At 44.6% G+C, this 22,429-nt stretch carries 20 protein-coding genes; 10 read left to right on the forward strand and 10 right to left on the reverse strand.

Features of this window, described 5'->3' with window-relative positions:
* Nucleotides 1-49: 49 nt before the first annotated feature.
* The 5 genes from F0251_RS05310 to F0251_RS05330 form a co-directional block, all read right to left on the reverse strand.
* Nucleotides 50-460, reverse strand: coding sequence for a cytidine deaminase (locus F0251_RS05310; protein WP_105058446.1), 411 nt, complete (start codon nt 458-460; stop codon nt 50-52).
* A gap of 30 nt (nt 461-490) precedes the next feature.
* The gene (locus F0251_RS05315; protein ID WP_105058445.1) at nt 491-904 is read right to left on the reverse strand and encodes an RDD family protein; all 414 of its coding nucleotides are present in this window, start codon (nt 902-904) and stop codon (nt 491-493) included.
* A 473-nt stretch (nt 905-1,377) separates the two neighbouring features.
* Nucleotides 1,378-2,508, reverse strand: a complete 1,131-nt coding sequence (locus F0251_RS05320) for a lipocalin-like domain-containing protein (RefSeq protein WP_171730512.1) — start codon at nt 2,506-2,508, stop codon at nt 1,378-1,380.
* The gene (locus F0251_RS05325; RefSeq protein ID WP_171730513.1) at nt 2,508-5,018 is read right to left on the reverse strand and encodes an ABC transporter permease; all 2,511 of its coding nucleotides are present in this window, start codon (nt 5,016-5,018) and stop codon (nt 2,508-2,510) included. The genes F0251_RS05320 and F0251_RS05325 overlap by 1 nt, the downstream gene beginning before the upstream one ends.
* Nucleotides 5,005-5,715 (reverse strand): ABC transporter ATP-binding protein, encoded by a 711-nt coding sequence (locus tag F0251_RS05330; protein ID WP_171730514.1) that lies wholly within the window; start codon nt 5,713-5,715, stop codon nt 5,005-5,007. The genes F0251_RS05325 and F0251_RS05330 overlap by 14 nt, the downstream gene beginning before the upstream one ends.
* A 353-nt stretch (nt 5,716-6,068) precedes the next feature.
* Between F0251_RS05330 and F0251_RS05335 the strand changes: the two genes are divergently transcribed.
* The 3 genes from F0251_RS05335 (at nt 6,069) to F0251_RS05345 (ending at nt 8,856) form a co-directional block, all read left to right on the forward strand.
* Nucleotides 6,069-6,863, forward strand: a complete 795-nt coding sequence (locus F0251_RS05335) for an ABC transporter ATP-binding protein (RefSeq protein WP_116871548.1) — start codon at nt 6,069-6,071, stop codon at nt 6,861-6,863.
* On the forward strand, nt 6,860-7,822 hold the full coding sequence (locus tag F0251_RS05340; RefSeq protein ID WP_171730515.1) for an ABC transporter substrate-binding protein: 963 nt from the start codon (nt 6,860-6,862) through the stop codon (nt 7,820-7,822). The genes F0251_RS05335 and F0251_RS05340 overlap by 4 nt, the downstream gene beginning before the upstream one ends.
* An 86-nt stretch (nt 7,823-7,908) precedes the next feature.
* On the forward strand, nt 7,909-8,856 hold the full coding sequence (locus tag F0251_RS05345) for an iron ABC transporter permease (protein WP_102425656.1): 948 nt from the start codon (nt 7,909-7,911) through the stop codon (nt 8,854-8,856).
* A 124-nt stretch (nt 8,857-8,980) separates the two neighbouring features.
* Here F0251_RS05345 and F0251_RS05350 read toward each other — a convergent pair whose 3' ends face one another.
* The 5 genes from F0251_RS05350 to kdgR all read right to left on the reverse strand — a co-directional run bounded on the left by F0251_RS05350 (nt 8,981) and on the right by kdgR (nt 14,059).
* Entirely contained in the window at nt 8,981-9,970 is a 990-nt protein-coding gene (locus F0251_RS05350) for a zinc-dependent alcohol dehydrogenase family protein (protein ID WP_171730516.1), read from the reverse strand.
* Nucleotides 9,971-10,160: 190 nt separating this feature from the next.
* The gene (locus F0251_RS05355; RefSeq protein WP_105058440.1) at nt 10,161-10,412 is read right to left on the reverse strand and encodes a hypothetical protein; all 252 of its coding nucleotides are present in this window, start codon (nt 10,410-10,412) and stop codon (nt 10,161-10,163) included.
* A gap of 234 nt (nt 10,413-10,646) precedes the next feature.
* Nucleotides 10,647-11,528: a DMT family transporter gene (locus F0251_RS05360; protein ID WP_171730517.1), complete on the reverse strand. Its 882-nt coding sequence runs from the start codon at nt 11,526-11,528 to the stop codon at nt 10,647-10,649.
* Between the two features lie 123 nt (nt 11,529-11,651).
* Nucleotides 11,652-12,983, reverse strand: coding sequence for an MFS transporter (locus tag F0251_RS05365; protein WP_171730518.1), 1,332 nt, complete (start codon nt 12,981-12,983; stop codon nt 11,652-11,654).
* Nucleotides 12,984-13,273: 290 nt separating this feature from the next.
* Nucleotides 13,274-14,059 carry a DNA-binding transcriptional regulator KdgR gene (gene kdgR, locus F0251_RS05370; RefSeq protein WP_048609766.1) on the reverse strand — a complete coding sequence of 262 codons (786 nt, stop codon included), beginning with the start codon at nt 14,057-14,059 and terminating at the stop codon, nt 13,274-13,276.
* Nucleotides 14,060-14,305: 246 nt separating this feature from the next.
* On the opposite strand from kdgR, the gene kduD reads away from it, so the two are divergent.
* The 7 genes from kduD to F0251_RS05405 all read left to right on the forward strand — a co-directional run bounded on the left by kduD (nt 14,306) and on the right by F0251_RS05405 (nt 22,415).
* A complete protein-coding gene (gene kduD, locus F0251_RS05375) occupies nt 14,306-15,067 on the forward strand; it encodes a 2-dehydro-3-deoxy-D-gluconate 5-dehydrogenase KduD (RefSeq protein ID WP_171730519.1) in 762 nt (253 codons plus the stop codon).
* 18 nt (nt 15,068-15,085) lie between these two features.
* The gene (locus F0251_RS05380) at nt 15,086-15,610 is read left to right on the forward strand and encodes a YgjV family protein (RefSeq protein WP_171730520.1); all 525 of its coding nucleotides are present in this window, start codon (nt 15,086-15,088) and stop codon (nt 15,608-15,610) included.
* Nucleotides 15,611-15,617: 7 nt separating this feature from the next.
* The gene (locus tag F0251_RS05385; RefSeq protein ID WP_050650946.1) at nt 15,618-15,938 is read left to right on the forward strand and encodes a cupin domain-containing protein; all 321 of its coding nucleotides are present in this window, start codon (nt 15,618-15,620) and stop codon (nt 15,936-15,938) included.
* A gap of 72 nt (nt 15,939-16,010) precedes the next feature.
* Entirely contained in the window at nt 16,011-16,649 is a 639-nt protein-coding gene (locus F0251_RS05390) for an RpiB/LacA/LacB family sugar-phosphate isomerase (RefSeq protein WP_171730521.1), read from the forward strand.
* A 404-nt stretch (nt 16,650-17,053) separates the two neighbouring features.
* The gene (locus F0251_RS05395) at nt 17,054-18,820 is read left to right on the forward strand and encodes a transporter (RefSeq protein ID WP_105058438.1); all 1,767 of its coding nucleotides are present in this window, start codon (nt 17,054-17,056) and stop codon (nt 18,818-18,820) included.
* Nucleotides 18,821-18,980: 160 nt separating this feature from the next.
* Nucleotides 18,981-20,405, forward strand: a complete 1,425-nt coding sequence (gene uxaC / locus F0251_RS05400; protein ID WP_171730522.1) for a glucuronate isomerase — start codon at nt 18,981-18,983, stop codon at nt 20,403-20,405.
* A gap of 9 nt (nt 20,406-20,414) precedes the next feature.
* Entirely contained in the window at nt 20,415-22,415 is a 2,001-nt protein-coding gene (locus F0251_RS05405) for a heparinase II/III family protein (RefSeq protein ID WP_171730523.1), read from the forward strand.
* The last annotated feature ends 14 nt before the right edge of the window (nt 22,416-22,429 follow it).

The raw sequence follows: 22,429 nt of genomic DNA on the forward strand, positions 1-22,429 counted from the left end.
CATTGTATAGAGTGCTTAGGGGCTTCGAGGCTTGGTAATAAGCGTTTTGTTATAGAGTGGTTCCATTTACTAACGACCAGTGGTGTGGCATTAATTCACGGATAGTTTTGAACACCAGCTTATTCTCTTTTGTTGAGATAGCTGCTTTAACGTCGCCTCCCCAATGAACCAGTCTTTCTTGGCAGACTCCACAAGGAGATAGCACCAAAAACTCACTACTCTCGTCTTCTCGACAGATACACAGAGAGTGCGTGACTTTTTCGTTCAATTTATGCGCTTCCAGAAAGGCGCCGACCTCCATACAAAGAGAAAGTGCATCATTTTTCGTATCGGGAGCAATACTAGTTAAAATTTTGCCTGTTTCCGTTCTTACAGCCGCAGCCCCGCCCCAGCCTCGCGGATACCGTTTTTTAATCAGGTCAACGGCAGCGTGATATAACTCCTGTTCTTCTTGTTCCATAGTATCCTCTCGAGCTGCCACTGTTTGTAGCTAGTTAATGATGACGGCCGTTTTCGCCAACTTGTCACCTATTCTCTGCCTCTTTTTACCAAGAATAAAAAATGCGTCGATAATGCCAAGCAATGGTGATAGCAAATTACGAAAGAGTGATTGTGTTAAACTACAACTTTCTCCTGTAACCGAATCTATAACCGAAATTCCCAGTAGTTTCTTGCCAAGACTTTGACCTCTCGGCAAACCATCAGAAAGTAGGAAGTACGAAGCTGCTATCAAGCTCGCTGACCAACCTGTTATATCTTGAGATAAGCCGATTGAATTACCTAACGAAAGAAAGAGCATGAATATGATAGCACTAATGAAAGTATCGATGAGCTCCCCTACATAACGACGCCCTGGGCTTGCTAGCTTATGCGCTGTAATTACACTGTCATTATTGTTTTTCACTTTTTCCCTTTATATGAATTGGATATTTGAGTTGCTTGATAATGTCAGGTCCACCTAGCTATGTTTTAGCGCGCTGTGACCTCCTTGGACCGATACTCTCTAACATACAGGGTCAATTAATTTGGATGATGACCCTGAAAATCGTGATGGTGTTGCCTGTAAAGAATGAACCGCGTAGCCAAATATTAAGCTATTAGCTTTTGTTGTTTTTACTCTTGGTAATATATATAAAACTTATACTTGTTAGTATTTATTAAACAGACGTCGATGCATGATCGCTTCACAAAACGGAATCTCACTATTGAGTGGTTGCGTTGTTAGGTGTGGATTTAACTTATTGACTTGGTTGTACTTAATTATTTGATGTTGTAGCGAATATGACTTTACGCTGTGACAAGAGCGTTCGATTTGAATAGGTGGCTGGTTAATTCATGTCTTTTTATTGTCATTGCTTTATGACTGCTCAGACATACCTAATACCCGGTCAACTCCATATACCCTGTACCTGAGTGTGTTCCTTTAATTAAGATTGGACCCTCCCAATAGGGAACCGATAGTGGCATTTTTGCGTTTGGGTTGAGTGCCGAGACTGTCAGTTCTATTTGCTGGCTTGGAATTGAAACCAGCCACTCTGTTGGATAATCGCGCCCATCAATTACTGTTTGTTTGGTTGCAGTGAGAGTAATGTCTTGCTGCGAAATGGCAGTACCAGAACCATTTTGCTGCATCAGCCTTGCGTGAGCATAACTGGCTTCGCCTGTTGCTGAGTTTCGCAGTTGGAATACGACTAGGCTCGTTTCATCACTGAGTCTCAGTGCAAACCAATCCCAGCCTTGTTGAGAGTCGAGTAAGAACTGCGAGCTCCATTCTCTGTCTATCCAACCTTTGCCTGAAACCTGATGCGTCACGCCATCAATCGTCACGTCGCCTGATACATCTATGAATGGTTGGCTGTAGTAGTAGGAAGCGACTTTGCCATCGCTGCTTTTAGTGCTGTAGCCTTGCTCTCCTTGTTTTTGGTAGGGAGCGTCGCTAGTCAGTGTTAACGAGTAGCCAAACTGCTCTGAGTTAGCATCCAATGTGGCAGGGAATAAGTCATCAGTAGAAGATGTCCATTGCCAATCATCAAGATAGACGCGAAATGGTGATGTGTTTACTCCTGCCAGTTCTGCGTGATCGCGTGACCATTTTTCATCGGCGTAGTGTTTGTCTTCGGTGGTGACGGCACTGTGCGCCATGTAGATCTGTTGGCTTTGCCATGCGGTTGACTTGTTTTGCTCGACGCTGTTTTCTGGATCTGCGGCAAAGCGGAACTGTGTCCATTGTACGCCTAGAGCATTACCGTCTTCATCGATGAGATTTGCGGTTAGGTACCACCATTCATGACGGAAACTCGGGTGCGCTTGATGGTCTTCAGGGAAGGTGAGTTCAACGCCTTTAATGACGGGACTGAATTGATCACTCTGCTGTTCGCTGTTCCCGCCGAGTATTGATCCCATGTTTTGTGCGGAATTCGGATCGACCTTGTCACAACCCCATAGAGATAGCAGACCCAGTGAGATGGCAGATAGTCTGATTAACTTACTCTTCAAGCCAATGTTCATTACAACACCTCACTTTGCAAACTGGATACCACAGGCTTACTGACCAATCGCCATAGAGGAATGAGTGTTGCAATCACCGCCACAACAATCGTGATGACGGATATGCTGAGCGCATCAATCCAGTTCCACTGGTAATTTAAGCTCCAACCGAAGGCGCGCAGGGTGACGATGTCTGTTAGCACGTAGCCAACCATCGCACCAAGTGGGATGGCGATAACCAAAGTAAAGGTCACAAGCACAACTATTTGCCCGAGAACCATCGCCATTAACTTTTTGCGGCTTACGCCAAGTGCATACAACCTTGCGATAGCAGCCTTACGTGCATCGAGTAACATGAAACACGCACAGAATAGGCCAATGACGGCAACCATCAAGGTGACGCCATTCAACGCACGAGTGATGGCGAAGGTTTGTGAAAAGATGTCTAAAGCGAGGGATTTGATCTGAGCTTGGTCGTAGAGCTGACTTGGATGCAAGTTCAATTGCTGGCGCAGCTGTTCGTAGACTTGTTGTTGGTCACCAGAGACTTTAACCCCTAGGCTAGTCGGCAAGGTAGTAAAACCGCTTTCAAGCCATAAATTAGGGGCAAGCAATACCTCGCCATTGGGTGAGCCGTAGTCGTGGAAAATAGCACCGACGACTAGTGATTTGTTTGGAATAGAGTCGAGCTTAAGTTCGCTATTCAAAGACAAACCAAGCTTCACCGCCGTGGGTTCGCTGATCGCTACTAATTCACCCTGATAGAAGCGTTGCCAAAAGTTATCAAGCTGAGATTGGAACACCATGGTCTGCGCTAATGTATCTTCGTCTTTGGTGCCGAGTAATGTGGGTAAGCCTTGCAAGTTATCGTCGACATAGTATTGCTTATAGACGGTTTCAACGTTTTCAAACTGCTCTAATGCACGTTCTACGTTGGCGATTTCACCTTGAGCTGGGCTAACATAAATGTCGGCATGCAGTCGCTGTTCTAACCATTGCTTTAGAGTGGATTCAAAGCTGCCTACCAAGGTATTCATTCCCATGTTAGCCGTTACAGCAAGAAGCAGCGCCATCATGGCAAGGGATAGTGGAGAGATGAGCTCTCTCAATTCAGCAAACAGGTACTGCATCAACCCCGACTGAGTGCGCTGTTCACTCCAATTTGCTAATACGCTGAGCGTTTTAGGTAGGTACAGAGGAATAGATACCACTAACACGCCAAGCCACGCCATGGTGAAGCGGTGGTGTTCACTAAACCACAAGCCAGCTAATGCGATACCCGTGAGTGTTATTCCGATGATAAACAGTTGGTTTTCGTTTGAAGCTTCTGGCGCTTGATAAAAGCCTCCATGAGAAGAGAGCGGTTGTTGAATGCGTTGTTTAAAGTGCTGCCAACAGGCAACAAGCGTGGAAGCTAAGGTGAGTAATAAGGCCTGAACTAACCATGACCACTGCCATGTGCCAGGCAGAAGTGTTGCACCGTAAAGTTGTTCTAGCGTGATCGCCACGGTGGGGTGGAGCCAGTGGCTCAATTGAATCCCCAAAATGAAACCGAGTGAAGCACCTAGGGTTACCAGAACGGTAAGCTCAATAAGCAAAGCTGAAAATACCATGCTTGGTGCCACACCGGCTTGCTGAATTTGAACCAGTAGTCGATTACGTTTCAGTAAACTGTATTTCACACCGTTATAAGCGATAAACAAACCTACCAAGAACGCCAGCAAGCTCATGGCAGTTAAGTTGAGGTGAAAGCTGTCGGTAATTGAGCCGAGATCGGTACTTTGGTTGTTAGTGATCCATTGCCCTTGTTCTGCGATGAGACTCTGCCAGTTATCTTGTGGTTGGTTCTCGACATTAAAAACGGCGATATAGCTCAGTTGACCTTGTTTGTTGAGCAGTTGTTGAGCGAATCCTATGTCCATCAGCATTCGACTCCCCAGTTGCCACTCATCAGGCAGCACAACCACTTGGGTAACGATGTCATCGAGGATCAGCGTTTCCACTTCGTCTAAGCTTTGATGCTGCGACTGGCTCATCATTACTATGGGCTTGCCTGCTAAGAGTTGAGGTAGGGGAAGTGCATTATCAAAAAGAGATATGCTTTGTTCGTTCTCTTTGGAGTAGCGAGCTCTTGAGGTAAGAGCGGCGATGAGCTCACTACCTTGGATTGACCAACGACGTCCTTGCTCGTCTCTCACACGCCCTTCAATCACAGGTAGTACCGCGCTGAGTCCGTTTTGTCTTAGCTTGAAGTAGAGCGACTCAGGTAGGTAGTTTTGTCCTGCTGGTGGAATGATTAGGTTCTGAGCCTGAGCGCTCAGTTGTTCGGTGGATTCTGCATAGCTGCGTTTGGCATTCAAGTTGATGGCTTGTACTGCGACAAACAAGGTGACCGCTAGCACAATGCCAATCAAGATCGCCGCGGCTTGCAATTGTGACTGACGATAGTGCGCCGCGAATAGGTTTAGCGTCAGTTTGGTGTGCGCAACCTTTAAGCGAGTAGGCGCGTTAGTAGCATTAGCCTTGAGCATGAGTCATCTCACTGGCTTGGTTTTGGTCTATATGCTTGAGACTTCCATTGTCCAAGACCAGCTGTCTCTGCATAAAATCGGCGCATTCAGGGCTGTGTGTCACCAATAATACAGCGGTGTTGCCTTGTGTTGTGATCTCACTTAGTAATCTCATCACCTCCAACCCTGCTTTATGATCTAGGTTGCCTGTGGGCTCATCTGCAAGCAAAAGTTTAGGTTTATGAGCCAACGCTCGAGCGATAGCGACACGCTGTTGTTGTCCACCAGATAGGGCTGATACGTGTCTATTAAGTAGTTCACTGATACCTAATGCGTCGACTAAGTAATCACACCAAGCTCCCCATTTCTGTTGGTTTAAATGCAATGGAAAGGCGATGTTTTGTTTTACGTTGAGTGGGGTGAGCAGGTTGAACTGCTGAAAGATAACGCCGAGCTTTTGGTGGCGGAAACGGCTCCAATGTTGGTCTTTCCACGCTGATGTATTTTCACCATCGAGCCACAACTCGCCTTTTGAAAGTGGTTCAAAGCCCGCAATTAAATTGAGTAGAGTACTCTTCCCACTGCCACTTGCTCCAGTCAAAGCAACGCTGACACCAGTCCCTAGATTGAAGTCGATATTGTCCAGTACTTGATGGCTCTCTTTGCCATCAATAAAGCTCTTACTGGCCTGTTGCAGTGTGACAACTGGGCTTTCCATTTCCTCTCCTTGTAATCAAAAAACGATCACCAAAGGTGTTATGTGTTGGCGATTGCTATCACGATAGACTCTCTCAAACTGTAGACGACAATTTCAGTAATTAGAGCGATTTATATCGAATTATTAGTAACTTGTACTTGATTGTTGAAGGAATGGATCAGTTGGTAGCTGGATAAGTACCCCCTAAATAGGTTGTTATTCTCTAGGCTCGGTTAGGGTACTTGGGGTTTCTCGCGTTGATTGGCACCTCCTAAGATTATTTATTAATAACTATATTTTTAATTTATTGTTATGTTATAACATAACCAAAAGTTGTTTTTTGATACTCGGTGGGGAAATTGAATAAACCTGTATTGTCAGTGAAGGGGCTCTGCGCCAATGGTTTAGCAAACTGGAGGGCGGTCTCGGATGTGACATTTGACGTGAATGATGGGGAGTGTATTGCCATCATTGGGCCGAATGGAAGTGGAAAGTCTAGCTTACTAAAAGGAATTACAGGCGAGTACAAAGCCGTTGCCGGTGAGATGTTGTTGTCTGGTATCGAACTTGAAAGTCTAGCAAGGCAGCAAGTAGCGAAAAAGGTCGCGGTGGTTACGCAACATGAGCATGTGGATCCCCGTTTGAGTGTCTCTGAATATGTTGGCTTGGGCCGTACGCCGCATACTTTTTGCTGCAGTGCGAAAGAGCACAAGCGAGCAGTTAAACAGGCAATGGAAGATGTTGGGCTATTACATAAAAGCCAACATAGCTTTGGTGAGTTATCGGGTGGTGAACAACAACGTGCAAGTATTGCGCGAGCATTTGCACAAGAGCCTAGGCTTTTATTGCTAGACGAGCCGACGAATCACCTTGATCCTCTGGCTCGCCTTGAACTTCTGAGCCTTATTAAACAACGCGGCATTGCATCAGTTGTCGTTCTGCATGATTTGCCCTTAGTCGCCCCATTTGCCGATAAAGTTCTTCTTATGTCTGACCAAAAAATGGTCACATTTGCATCGCCAGATACGGTCATCCAAGACCGCTATATGGTTCCCGTTTTTGGATTGCGAGTTTTGTCGTTCAATCACCCCAATATGTGCAGCACCATCCATCATTTTGAAGCTGCATCCAATCACTCTAATTTATCTCTAATAGGAGCAGCCCAATGAAGTGGCCTGTAATTTCTAGTCTTTTGTGTCTTTTACCTTTATCTATTGCCCATGCAACAAGCACTCAATATCCGGTTACGGTAGATAATTGCGGGAGCCCACTAACGATTGAGAAGCACCCTTCGCGTGCGGTCGTGCATGACATAAACATGGCTGATATGGCATTTGCTCTTGGCCTTCAGGAGGACATGGTGGGTGTGACGGGCATTACTGGTTGGTACAAGATGTCTGGTTCATTCAAACAACGCTTAGGCGATATTCCAGAGCTTGCCCCTAAGTACCCGTCATTAGAAACATTGATTGCCTCGGATGCCGATTTCTTTTTTGCTGGCTGGAATTACGGGATGAAAGTAGGGGGAGAAGTGACGCCTCAAACGCTGAAACCCTATGGAATTGATACTTTAGTGTTGTCGGAAAGCTGTATTCATACTCAGAGCCAAAAGCAAGGCGCTACCATGGACTTACTTTATGATGATATGGAAAAGCTAGGCGTTATTTTCGATAAACAGTCAGAGGCCGAGGCTTTAGTGAATAGTTGGAAAGAGAGAATTGCAAAAGTCGCTGAACAACAAAAAGCGTCAGGAAAACCTAGTCCAAAAGTCTTTCTGTTTGATTCCGGTGAAGACAAGCCTTTTACTTCAGGTAAGTACGGAATGCCTAATGCAATGATTGAAGCAGCCGGTGGACAAAATATTACAGGTGATATGGAAGCCAGCTGGGCACGAACTTCTTGGGAAAATGTGGCTAGCGCCAACCCGGATGTCATCATTCTTCTTGACTACCAAACTGCAAGTGGCGCCGATTCGTTGCAACGTTTTCTAGAAGCTCATCCGTTAATGAAATACACCAATGCGGTGACTGCTGGTCGCTATGTCAAATTGCGTTATGAGCAGCTAACCCCTGGGCCAGCCAATATTGATGCTATTGAGAAACTTGCAGCCGCGTTTGTTTCTGAATAGCAGGCAAGGTTATGATCGAAAAGAGTAGTAGTCTTTTGATTTTATTTGATAAATATCGAGTAGCTTGGTTGATGGGTATCGGCGCAATGTTGCTCGCCTTTATGATGAGCTTACAATTTGGCTCTGTCCCTCTTTCTTTTAAAGAGGTGATGGTTGGATTGATCTCTTTTAATGATCCAAGCCCTGATATGACAAGCAGAATACTGTTCGACCTTAGGTTACCTAGGGCGTTATTGGCTGTTATTGCTGGTGCGGGGCTGGCGATGGTAGGAGCCTTACTCCAGACGTCGACACGCAATGACTTAGCGGATCCATTTCTGTTTGGCTTGTCATCAGGTGCGTCTGCTGGTGCAGTATTGGTGATCACTCAATTGGGTGATGCCTTGGGCATTTGGTCATTGCCGGTGGCGGCGTTCTCAGGAGGTATTGTTTCAGCCACAGCAGTTTTGATTCTGTTCTCTATGCAGAAGAAAAAGGGTAACGACAACCTGATCTTGTGTGGTTTGGCGATTTCATTCCTATTTGGAGCAATCACCAGCTTTTTAATCTATTCCGGCGATCAAAGAGCGGCGAGCTCAATTTTGTTCTGGACGATGGGAGGTCTAGGGCTTGCTCGTTGGGATAATTTGATTTTTGCTCTGGTGGGTGTGCTGTGTCTGGTTGCCTTAGTGGTTAAGCGTTATCGCGAACTCGACACTTTATTAGTGAGTGAGCAAACGACTAGCTCATTGGGCATCAACGTTCATCGCCTACAAAGTGAGATTTTTCTCTGCTGCGCGTTTTGCACCGCATCGATCGTGGCAATGACAGGCGTGGTTGGCTTCATTGGTTTGATGGTCCCTCATCTTGTTCGACCGTTTTCTGGGGTAACCCATAAACGAGCCATTCCTTTGATCGCACTTTGGGGGGCGGTGCTTTTGCTTTTTGGGGATGTGGTAAGTAGGACGATATTGGCACCACAAGAACTTCCTGTCGGGATTGTAACTGCGGCGCTGGGTGGGTTGTTTGTTTTGTATCTTGTCTGGCGCAAGTAGCTTGTTGGTTTAATCTGGAAAATTCACTAACCATAGAGCCTATGGAATTCTAACCACTATTTTCACACTGGCACTTTCGACCATCACTCTGGTGGTTGAAAGTGCATTTCTAAATCTCTTCAACTTAAGCAGGCAGCAAGATGATCTTGCCATCCAATCGTGTGGTTTTAGATTCGATAAGATCAATCGCGGTCTGAACTTGTTCTAAAGGAAAGCAACGGTCGACATCGAGTTGAATCTCGTTCTTGATGAAGTGATCGAGCATGGACTCGAATTGGTCACGGCGTGCTTTTTTTCCTTCAGCTTCTTCCCAATACCTCAAGAAGAAGGTGCTGAACTCGATAGCTTGGTTTTTAGCATACTCGAAGAAACGCGGCTCATAAAAATCCAGAGAAAGCGTACCATAGTTGATGAAACGCCCTTGTTTGCCCAGCGTATGAATAAGCTCGGTTCCTGGAGAACCGCCAATCGCATCAAATGCAACTGTTGGTTGCGGTAGTCCTAGTTGCTGGATCTGTGCAACTAAGTCATTTTTGGCATCCAACACATGTTTTGAAGTCGTAAGAGCGCGTTTGGGTTGTGACGTCACAACGATGATTTGAAAGCCAAGCGATTGTGATAATTGGGAGAAAATCTTACCAATGGCTGAGTTGCCAGCGTTGATGATTAACACATCTTCTTGGGTCAACTTTGCTACTTCAGTGGCCAGTATCCATGCGGTGAGTGCATTAATGTACAACTGACACGCGTATCCGTTATCTAGATGTTGAGGCAGGTGGAAAAGGTTGTCAGGTGAAACATCGACGTATTTCTGCCATGTTCCACTTGTTGCCACCAGCACTCGCTGGCCCACAGTAAACTCAGAGTGGCTAGACTCTACAACCGTACCTACTGCTTCAAACCCTGGCACTCTGGGCGGCTGGTGGCTGTGTTTGTATTGCCCAACACCGTAAATCGACAATAGGTCACTAGGGTTGATGTTGGTCGCTTCAATTTGTACTCGAACCTTATCTATATCGAGTGCCCCTAAAGTGACATGCTCGATCTTGAGAGATTCTTTCGGCTGCCCGAATCGGAACTGGCTAATTCGGGTGTTTCTTTTGGTATCTGTCATGAGTCGATTACTTAAGTTGGGTTAAGTGAACGTATTCGCTTTCTAGATAGCGCGTTCACAAGCAGTCTGGTGTTGGCAATAGGATATGCATTGCTGGGAACTGGTAAGTTATTCCCATCAATGCTGTTTCATAATGCCAGACTGGTGCTGTTCAACCAAGTAACTCATTTTCGTGTCACTGATTTTGAGACTATATGTCGGATTCTTGTGCTGACTTTGTTTTGTTGTTTGACGCTTGTGTGGCTGTCTGTGTAGTACTTATTGCATTGACTGTAGCTGCCGTAGCCGCAAAGTGTTTATCGTTAAGCGTTACTGTCATCGATTCATGTTTTACGGTTGTAGCTTCGGCTTGAGAGTGAGCGCCGTTTGTTGTTTCTGCCAGTGTCATCATTGACGTTGTCGCAAGGATCGTGGCTAGAGTGATTTGAACAAATGTTTTCATAGATTGTTTTCCTATTGGCTAAAGTTATATGTGGATAGCTGATAGGCGCACTATAAAAATTATGGGAAGGTGGTTCTTATCATTTTACGCCATCGTATGATTTTTAGACGGCGTAAAGGTTTGGAGAGAGTAACTGAAAAGTGGGCATAAACCTTACTGTTTATTGCCCCACGTAGCTCTTTATTAGCAAATAACTCTTGATTCCCACGAAGCTTTCTATTGCAACAATAGCTTTTATTGCCACATCACAAGGATTGCAGCGACGGAAAGCAATATCAGCGCAAGGATGTCTTTGCGGGCAATGCTCTGCCCTAACCAGAAGTAGGAGATTATTACCATAAAGACCACTTCGACTTGGCCTAATGTTTTCACGTATGGCACGGCTTGAAGAGACATCGCGCTAAACCAGCCAAGAGAACCAATCACACTCGCTAGGCTTGTCATCACAACCAGTTTTGATTTTTTGAATATCAGGCGCAATGTATCTGGCTCTTTAATCAGGAGAAATGTGCAGATAATTAATGTCTGCAGGCTAATGACCAAAAACAGCACCCAAGCAGCGCTATGAGAGAAGGGGAGTCCAATACTTAGGCTCGCTTCACGTACCCAAAGCGAGGTCAAGGCAAAGGCGGTGCTACATGCCATACCCAAGCAAAAGACTTTAGGAGAGAGGCTTCGCCAACCAGAAGCGCTACTCATGATGAGCACGCCCAATGTGCCGATCAATACGCCTATCCAACCTGTAACACTCAACGCTGTACCAAAGAACAACACGGAAAGTACAGCAGAAACAGGAGCTTCACATTTGGCAAGCCCTGCACCTATGGCGTAGTTTTCGAGCTTAAATAGCATCACCATCAAGCCGGTCGCGAGGATCTGCATGATTGCTGCGGCAACGATATAGAAAATAAACTCACCGGAAAAGTTCGGTGCGGAGACTGGCTGCCATTGATATAAAGCGTAGAGGTAGAGCAGGGCGATCGGACCTGCCCATATAAATCTTGCTAGCGTCACACCAGCCACGCTCATGGTGCCACTTAATTTGCTTTGAAAGGCATTACGCCAAGATTGGCTAAAGGCAGCAAGCAGGGTAAAGGCGATCCAACTAAAAGACATGGCGCTTCCGTGTGTGAGGTAATTTAATGATTATGTTAACAAAAAATTACCTGTTAAAAAGTGAAAGCGGTCTTTTTATGAGCAGAGCTTCACCTTTGCTCCGATTTGGCATGGCACTGAAACTTAAAAGATCGGTGTCTTCTTGTTTTTACAGTAGAACCACCCGCTGATTATTACGAACAGAAAGGCGAAGTAATAGCAGAACGAAGATAGCGACGCCAAGAACGCGAGGTTTTGCTCTATCTCTTGCTCGGAGTAATTATTAGAAACCAATTTGTAGTAGTAAGCATACAAAATACCGATCAGCCCATAACCGAGGTTAAACATCAAACCTTTAAAGCTAAGAACGGTGGCACGGTTATGCGACTCGGTCTTTTTGTTCAGGTGGTAACTGATAAAAATGTTCATCGTCATGATGATAAAGATAAGCACCAGTGCAGGAATTACCCCATAGATTGACCAACCCAAACTGATCCAATAGTAGGTAGCGATACTTGCTAAGCCCATGACGATAATAAAGGTTTTCGGCTCGATACTTTCTGCCAGTCTACGGCTTTGACCCGCTAAAATGATTTTCAATAGACTGATTCCCGCGCCAATAAAACCGAAGTAAATAATTGGAATATCGATGGCAAGATAGTATTGGCTGTTCATAGTGAGGAACATGCGCGATGTGTGTTCGAACAGGCTGTAGTAGAGCAGTATGAAAAGCACGTAGGGCGTAGCGAGTACCCACTTACCTGTATCAGCGGTTAACTTGAGGCTGGCGATGGTCGTTGCTAACTTCGTTTGACCATTTGGTATCACTTTCTTCTCTTCACGCATGTTTACCGCAGCATAAATCGCGAGTAGCGCGACCAATAGCGTGGCAAATACAGGAATACGCATCAGGTCTTTGGTGCTTTCTGGCTCTGCTAATCCAAGAGCATGAAAGATGTTCGCCATGAAATTCACATCGTACATCGCCGCACCAATTAAGGTGACAAATATGCCTACACTTGAGGCGACACGAAGCTGGATTTGCAACACACGAGGCCACAACTCTTCATTGCCTTGTTCCTTTAAAGTGTCATACGCCAGTGCTTCATCAGCACCACTTGCCAATGCCATGGCTAACCCGCTGAGTATCCGGTTGACCAAAAATACCATGAACACCAAGTTAGCGTCTCCGGTTGGCACAAGTGCGATCATGGCGATCTCAATGAACATCACAATCGAAGACAGCACTACAAGTTTTTTGCGACCTAAGGTATCGGCGAACGCCCCTGATGGCACTTCTGCAAGCACGATTGTCGCCGCCCAAACTACGTTGAGCATGGCGAATTGAGACAGGGTCAAGCCGTAATCTAAATAAAGTAAGGTGAATATAGGGTAGTAAAAACGCGCAAAGTAGCTGCTTCTGAACATCAAGAAGTAGCGGACATTGGGAATTTTTAGGATTTCTTTGAGCGTCATGATGAATTAGTCGATTAGATAACACATTATTATGTATAAACCTTTTTGCCTTATAAATCATGGAATTGTTGTCAAATCCCTAAAATATCTGGTTTAGGTGATCTTCGAGATCACGGTTTATGGTGGGTTATAGGCTTGATGGTCTTCACATGATTTGAGGAAGGGGGAGTGATCTATCTGAGCTTTATGTTGTTCAATTTACGCACGGCATGACTTGTCGATGATTCTTGGGTAGGTAATCGATGGGACAAGTTGCAATAAAAAAGGCAGCAATAATTGCTGCCTTTTCATTATTTGATTGGGTAATCATTAAACCCTAGTTGCTTGGATATATTTCTACCTGCGTTGTGCAGTAACGCCACATAGTGAGCTTTTTTCTCTTCATCAAATCGAATGGTAGGAAATGAAATTGAGACGCCAGCAATTACGGTACCAAAACGGTCGTAAACTGGAGCTGCGATACAACGTAAGCCTGGCTCTTGTTCTTCATTATCTTCGCCAAAGTGCTGTAGCTTAACCGCTTTAAGTTCGTCGATAAGTTGGTCGACGTTTTCAAGGGTATTTTTTGTGCTTTTCACAAACTCGGCGTCTGCCAACTGAGTGCGAACGAATTCTTCGTCACGTTCTGCCAATAAAACCTTACCAATCGCAGTCGTATGCAGAGGATTTCTTCGACCAACGCGCGAGTGCATGCGCAGCGCGAAGCTAGAATCGATCTTGTGTATGTAGATGATAGAGCCATGGTCCAACGCACCTAAGTGAATGGTTTCATTAGTCTCTTCTGAAATCACACGCATCTCTTTCTCTGCAATTGTGATCATATCAACCCACTCGAGTGATTTTGAACCAAGTTCGAACATCTTTAATGTGAGTGAGTATCGGTCAGCTTCGCCTTGTTGAGACACATAGCCAAGCATTTTCATTGTTTGTAGAAAGCGGTAGGTAGTGGCTTTAGACATCATTAGACGTTGCGAAAGGTCTGATACGCCTATTTCCTTCTGTTCCCCCAGAGATTCAAGAATATTAAAAACTTTTAATACCGATGAAACGGCTTCTGGTTGGGTGGACTTCTCCATTTTTCTTCCTTTGGGCTATCTAATATCAAGACAAAATACCACTTTTCGTAATTTCTAAAAAGCCTTTTCAAAAAAATAAAAAACGAGAACGATCAACTTCAAAGTTTTAACTTAATTAGAAATTATTTTTGAAATGTCGTTTCAAAAATAATTGTCAGTAACGATTTTATGTTTTATTGTATGACCAAATCGAGTGGGCGACATTACAGAAATGCCACAACACTAAACGTAATTGAGGAAGCGAACATGATGTTAGAGTCATTCAATCTGGAAGGTAAAGTAGCGATAGTGACGGGTTGTGATACCGGTCTTGGTCAAGGTATGGCAATTGGTTTAGCTGAAGCTGGATGTAAAGTGGTTGGCGTAAATCGTGTTGAGCCAACAGATACCATCGAAAAAATGAATGCAGCGGGTCATACGTTTTTAGACGTACGTGCTGACCTTCTAAAGCAGGAAGATATTCCTGGAATTATAGATAAAGCGCTGACTGAGTTTGGCCACATCAACATCCTTGTTAATAATGCTGGCATTATTCGCCGAGAAGATGCGATTGAGTTTTCTGAGCAAAACTGGGATGACGTAATGAACATCAATACTAAGACCGTTTTCTTTATGTCTCAGTCGGTTGCGAAGCAGTTTAAAGCGCAGGGTACTGGCGGAAAGATCATTAATATCGCATCAATGCTCTCTTTCCAAGGTGGTATTCGTGTTCCTTCGTATACTGCGTCTAAGAGTGCTGTAATGGGCATCACCCGTGCAATGGCGAACGAATGGGCGAGTGATAACATTAATGTTAATGCTATTGCACCTGGATATATGGCAACCAACAATACTCAAGCACTGCGTGAAGATGCTGATCGTAACCAAGCTATTCTTGAGCGCATTCCTGCTAATCGCTGGGGTACACCAAAAGATGTCGCTGGCCCATGTGTGTTCTTAGCATCACCTGCATCGGATTACATTAATGGCTATACCATTGCTGTTGATGGTGGATGGTTAGCACGATAACGATTTTTGTAATATAAGATGGTTAATGAGAGCGTTGCACAAGCTATAGGGCTAGTAAGTTTCCTTCTGGGCCTTTCGACCTTTTACCAGAAGGACGACAAAAAGCTCAAAGTGGTTATGTTGATGTTGAACGTTAACCATCTTATTCACTTTGTATTATTGGGTTCCATTACATCGGCAATCGGTGCTTTGATTTCAGCATTAAGAACTGGCACCTCGATGTATACCAAATCGCTGTGGGCTGCAGGGTTATTTATTGCCCTTGCGGTTGGCAGTGGAATCGGTTTTGCCCAGCATTGGTATCAACTTCTGCCTTTAGCGGGAACGATTATCGGAACGTACTCAATATTTAGATTGAACGGCATTGCACTAAGAGTCGGCTTTTTATTGGGAGCTGCATGCTGGCTAACTAATAATCTGATTATTGGTTCAATTGGTGGCTCGCTGATGGAAATATCAGTGATAGGTATTAACCTCGTTACTATTTTTCGTCTATACCAAGATAACGCCAAGTGCAAAATTACGCCGCAACAACAGGAATAAAAACGACATGTTTGTGTATAACGAAGACGTGAAAATGGAAGATCTTGGCGCGGGAGTTTCTCGCAAGGTGCTTGCTCATAGCGAGAACGTGATGGCTGTAGAAGTTCATTTCGAAACCGGCGCTGTTGGTGCGTTGCATACCCATCCTCATGAGCAGCTCACATACGTTTTGTCGGGAGCCTTTGAGTTCACTATTGGCGATGTAACGCAAGTGGTGCGCGCAGGCGACACTATGTACAAAGAGCCGGGTATCGAACATGGCTGTGTTTGCCTAGAAGCCGGCGTATTAATTGATAACTTTACGCCAATGCGTAAAGACTTTGTTTAAGCTCTAAATTTTTTAGAACGAACATTTGAGCACTAATTTTTAAATTTGCAGCAATGCTGCGGGAGAAAGTAAATGAAAATCGCACTAATGATGGAAAACAGTCAAGCAGGCAAAAATGCAATGGTATCAGCTGAACTAGATTCAGTTGCTGGTGGTTTTGGTCACGATGTTTTCAACCTAGGAATGACAGACGAGAACGATCACCACTTAACGTATATTCATCTAGGTATTATGGCGAGCATTCTGATTAACTCAAAGGCTGTTGATTTTGTTGTGACAGGATGTGGCACTGGCCAAGGTGCTTTGATGTCGCTGAACTTACATCCAGGCGTGGTTTGTGGTTACTGTTTAGAGCCTTCTGATGCGTTCTTGTTTAACCAAATCAACAACGGCAACGCTATCGCGCTCGCTTTTGCGAAAGGTTTTGGTTGGGCTGGTGAACTGAACGTTCGTTACATCTTTGAAAAAGCTTTTACAGGTGAGCGTGGTCAAGGTTACCCGTTAGAGCGAGCAGAGCCACAACAACGCAATGCCGCGCTTCTTAATGAGGTAAAAGCAGCGGTAGTGAAGGATAACTTTATTGATTCACTGCGCGCTATCGATCAAGATCTAGTGAAGACTGCTGTGGGTAGCCCTCGTTTCCAACAGTGTTTCTTTGATAACTGCCAAAACCAAGAAATTACTGATTATGTTCGTTCGCTTTTGGACTAATTCAAACGTTTGATTTCAGAGAGCCAGCCCAATGAGGCTGGCTTTTTTATATCCGGTGTTTGGATAATTAGTGGCTGATATTCAGTAAATACCAAGCGATAGGCGCCTGAGTCATGGCTTGGTATACCTCCTAGGCTCGTAATTTGGTCGCTATATCCCTAGGTTACTTGATCTATTTTTGCTCCTTCTCGCCACGATGTATCTAAATATCCATCAATGATCTTTTCAACCTAAAAAGCGCCGATCTCAATAATCCAACCTCGATCTCATTTGTATGACTTTTGCATTATTTGGATCACAAAAATCACAGGTTACCCTTAAATAAAATGTCGTTAATGCAATAATGAAACGGTATTTTAAAAATTAAACCATTTTAGCGGAACAATAATGAAAAGGGGTTCTTAATGAATATCGACATGCTCGTTGTTGGTGTCTACTTTATCTTTATGATAGCGATTGGCGTCATCTTCAAACGTTTTGCAGGCAGCTCTACCAGTGATTACTTTCGTGGAGGAGGCAAGATGTTGTGGTGGATGGTTGGCTCTACCGCATTCATGACGCAGTTTAGTGCTTGGACATTTACTGGCGCTGCGGGTAAAGCTTTTACCGATGGGTTCCCAATCATGGTTATTTTCATGGCGAACGCATTTGGCTTTCTACTTTCGTGGTTGTTCTTTTCATACCGCTTTCGACAAATGCGTGTTGTTACACCTATTGAAGGTGTGCGTCGTCGCTTCGGTGCAACGAATGAACAAGTGTTTACGTGGGCGACAATGCCGACAAGTGTGGTTTACACCGGTATTTGGCTAAATGGTCTCGCACTCTTCGTTAGTGCTGTGTTTAAAGTTGATATCGAAACCACGATTATTGTCACTGGTTTGATTGTTCTCTTTATTTCTGTACTGGGCGGAGCATGGGGGGTGGTTGCTTCAGACTTTGTGCAAATGGTTGTGATCATGGCGGTGACGGTGGTTTGTGCTGTGGCTGCATTGGCAAAAATTGGTGGCCCAACGAATCTTATTGAACAGTTCCCTGCCGATAGTGTCATGGGTTCTGATATGAACTATCCATTGCTGTTCATATCTTGGTTTATCTTCATGTTCGTTAAGCAGCTGCAAAACATCAACAACATGCAAGATTCATATCGTTTCTTAACAGCGAAAGATTCAGTTAACGCACGTAAAGCAGCACTCCTAGCGTTTGCATTGATGTTGATAGGACCGGCAATTTGGTTCTTACCACCTTGGGTAACGGCAATTATCTATCCTGAAGCGGCAACTGTGCACGCGGCTGAACTTGGTAGTAAAGCAGCTGATGCGGTCTACCTAGTGTTTGTCGAAAACGTTATGCCTGTTGGTATGGTGGGACTGCTTATGTCTGCTGTGTTTGCGGCAACGATGTCTTCCATGGACTCAGGCTTAAACCGAAATTCTGGTGTGTTTGTGCGTAACTTTTATGCGCCAATCATGAACAAAAACGCGGATGACAAGAAGTTGATGCGAGTGAGTCAGTTTATGACCATGGTCTTTGGCATATTGATCATCATGGTGGCTCTGTTCATTAACTCTCTGCGTGGTCTGAGCCTTTTCGACGCAATGATGTACGTAAGTACGCTATTACAAATGCCAATTCTAGTGCCATTGTTCTTCGGTATGTTTATTAAGAGAACACCTGACTGGGCAGCTTGGGCGACATTAGTGGTGGGTATGATTGTATCTTATGTCGTGAGTTTTGTGCTTACAGCAGACGTCGTTGCCAATTTATTCAATCTAGAGGTTCCTTTCACAGGACGCGAAGCAAGTGACCTAAAAGTTCTGCTTGGAGTTATTGGTCACCTTGTGATTACTGGTGGTTTCTTCTGTCTAACAACCAAGTTCTACAAAGAGCCAGTCGGTAAACGAAACACCGAACTTAAAGAGTTTTGGAGTGATGTTGCAACCCCTGTTATCGAAGAGGAAGGACAAGATGAAATGGATCGCCAACAACGTGACATGTTGGGCAAGCTCATTTTGGTTTTCGGTGCGCTTGTAACGGCGATGGTACTAATCCCGAACCCGTTCTGGGGTCGTATGGCCTTTGTCTTCTGCGGCGCAGTGATTGTTACTGTGGGTTCTCTGTTATTGAAGAGTGCGAAGAAAACGCCTCGGTTAGAAGTGTCTACATCTAACTAATTTTCAACAACTAGTTAGGTAAAAGTAACACGAGCATAGGCCAGAGGGGCTGTCTCTCTGGCTTATATGAACCACCTCGTAGAGGGGCTTTAGGGAACAATTTCATGATTGAATTTTTCCCTAAAGTTTATCAATACAGTTTTCTACAAGAGTTTGAATTATGCCTTCATACATACATAAAGATTTTCTATTGCAGGGGGACACTGCCAAGCATTTATATCACGATTACGCGGCAGGGCTTCCCATTATTGATTATCACAACCACTTAGATGCCAAAGAGATTCATGACAACCATCAATACGACAATATTGCTCAGGCTTGGTTGAGTTGCGATCACTACTTGTGGCGTGCATTACGAAGTAACGGAGTCGATGAGTATTACATCACAGGTGATGCGAGTGATTATGAAAAGTTTCAAAAGTGGTGTGAGACCATGCCGTATCTTATCGGCAACCCGCTGTATCACTGGTGTCATTTGGAGCTTAAGAAATACTTCGGCCTCGATTTACTACTCAACTCAGAGAATTGCGCGGTTATCTGGCAACACTGTAATCAAAAACTCAGCCAAGAGTCTCACCGATTCCAAAGTCTGCTTAAAGAGAGTCGAGTCGATACCTTGTGCACTACCGATGATCCACTTAGCGATTTGAGCTATCACGATAAACTGAATCGTTCAGAATTTGCTGTACAAGTCTTGCCGACATTTCGCGCTGACAGCCTGATTGAAATAGAGAATCAAAGTAGTTTTCAAAAGACACTCGATTCACTGGCGTTTATCACTGACATTAATATCGTCGATTTTGCAAGCTACGCTCAAGCAATCACGTCTCGTGTGGACTATTTTGCGCAGCATAACTGCCGATTATCTGACCTAGGGTTAAAAGTTGTGGATTTTTCATACTATCACCCTGACGTACTTGATCAAGCTATAGCAAAGGTCAAACGTGGTGATACGCTGAATAGTGAAGAAATTTGGCAGTTTAAGACGGCCGTTTTTGAAGTGCTTGGCAAGGCTTATCATAAGCATGGTTGGTCGATGCAAATTCATATTGGAGTGTTAACTAATGTGAATAAGCGCCGCTTTGATGATATAGGTGGCGGTACGGGGTTCAGTGTTATCAGTGACAACCCAATTGCAGAAAACCTTAGTCATTTATTGAGTTTGTTAGATCAAGACCGTCAACTCCCTCAGACCATCGTATATAGCCTTAACCCGAAAGATAGCCCGGTGCTTGGGTCAATCATAGGTGCCTTTCAAGATAGTGATGCGCAGCCAGGTAAAGTGCAGCTTGGTTCTGCGTGGTGGTTTAACGATCATAAGGCGGGTATGGAAAAACAACTTCAAGATCTAGCAAATTTAGGGGCTCTAGGACGGTTTGTCGGAATGTTAACCGACTCTCGCAGCGTATTGTCACTCTCTCGTCATGACTATTTTCGTCGCATTCTATGTAACTTACTCGGTAAGTGGGTCGATGACGGGGAATTACCGAATGATGAGCCTTTGCTTAAACAGAGTGTCGAGAACATCTGTTATCAAAACGCCAAACAATACTTCAATTTTCATTCATCTAAAGATTTAGTATAGGTATCCATTATGCTGCAGTTTACCTCTCCGGAAATGGCGGTCATTCGCCAAAATGCCAGCCAAGAGATCATCGAACAAATTATTCAAGATAATCAGGTTGTGCTTACTTCAGACACTCTCGTTCCACCTGATGCCCGCGCAACATGGAATTTATATTATTTTTGCCCCACGCATGGGGTTCGCTTAAGTTGGGATAGAGATCGACCTACTGAACATGTATGCCCTGTTGATGGCGAGGTGCTTACTGGGGAGCCTTATGACGGAGCATGGTGGCGTTGGCTTAATGGGCTCAATTCGAAAGCGTGTAATGACCTGGGTTTGCTTTGGCACATTACTCAAGATCGCAAATACTTCGAAAAAGTTCGTGAGATCTTATTGGGTTACGCTGAATACTACCCGAATTACGAAGAACACGGCGGAATTCCATATAACGGTCCAGGCAAAGCAAATGCGCAGACTCTCTGTGAAGCGAATTGCAATATTGATTTTGCTCGAGGCTATGATTTCGTTAAAGAGCAGTTGAATACCGAAGATCAATTGTTTATTGAACAGCGCTTGTTACGCGAGGGTGCTGAGTTCCTGATGCAACATCGAGCTGATCAATTGCATAACCATGAAATGAAGATTTCCGCGACGATTGGCGTAATAGGCTTGATACTTAGTGACCGAAAATTCATCGACTTTGTGGTGAGCACCCCTTATGGCTTGAAGTATCAGTTAGAGCATGGTGTAAAGGGGGAGGGCTTATGGTTTGAAGGTTCTATCCATTATCATTACTACGCTTTACAAGCACTTCTGAATTTCGAAAAAATGGCATGTAAAACAGAGTACTCACTACAATCGGTGCCAAACTTCCATACCATGTTGGCGTTCCCGCTCAAACTACTCATCAATACGGGTGACTTTCCACGTCTGAACGATTGTATTGCGGGTCAAGAGAAGTTAACTCATAGCCACCTCTTCGAATTCGGGTATCGTGAGTTCAGAGACCCTTTATTTGCATCGGCGTTACAGAGCATCTATCAAGATTCGCCACGCAACAATATCGACGCGCTGTTGTACGGTGTTGATGCATTACCTGTGGCAGAGCCGCTTATGTGCCAGTCTATTCATGCAGAACAATCAGGCGTTACGATCATGCACGATCGAGAGCACGATAACATGCTATTAATTAAGCACTCTCCGTATGGTGGTGAGCACGATCACTATGATCGACTAGGGGTGATCATTACTCGAAATGGTAAAGAAATTTTGCCTGACTTGGGAACAACAGGGTACGGTGCTGAACTGCATTATGGGTACTATAAAAATACGGTGACGCACAACACCTTGGCGGTGAATCAGGAGAATCAACCGCCAGCCAACCCTCAAGTGAATACGTTTGTAAAAGAACAGTCCTACACATGGTTAGACACACAAACAGATTGGTGTGGTGAGTTACCGACGGTCGATAGCCATACTATTGTTCAGTGGGATTTGGCCGCGTACAAAGATGTGATGTTTCGCCGTCAAATTCTGTGGTTAGGGGATGTGGCGATTGAATTCAATACCGCGGAAAATCCTCACCAACAACAACTAGATTTGGTCTGGCATGTCAGAGGACAACACTGCGCTTTGGCAGAGGCACAAGGTTGCGACAATCCACTAGATGGGCCTTTAGCAAGAATGACGGGCTGCCATGAGATGGCTCTTAAAGCGTCCACTAATTTACGTTATTCGATTGATGGACAAACCGAATTTAATCAGCAGCTGATAACGGATAGTTCAGCAACTCTGTTGTTGGGGTATGCGCCGGACAACCCTGCAACTAGTGATTTAGCTTACACTATTTTGCGTAGCCAAGAAGCGGTTCTTAAAGTTGCCACGGTATATAACTTGACGCAAAACGATGAGGTTCGAGTTTCTGATATCGAATGGCGATCGAACGTTATTAATTTAAGCTTGGTCAGAAATGGAGTGGCACAGTCTATTTCAATTAACCAAGAAACGGGGGTTACTTTGTTCGGCTGATCGAACAACAATAT

This window comes from Vibrio sp. 070316B (genome assembly GCF_013114115.1).
Classification (GTDB): domain Bacteria; phylum Pseudomonadota; class Gammaproteobacteria; order Enterobacterales; family Vibrionaceae; genus Vibrio; species Vibrio chagasii_B.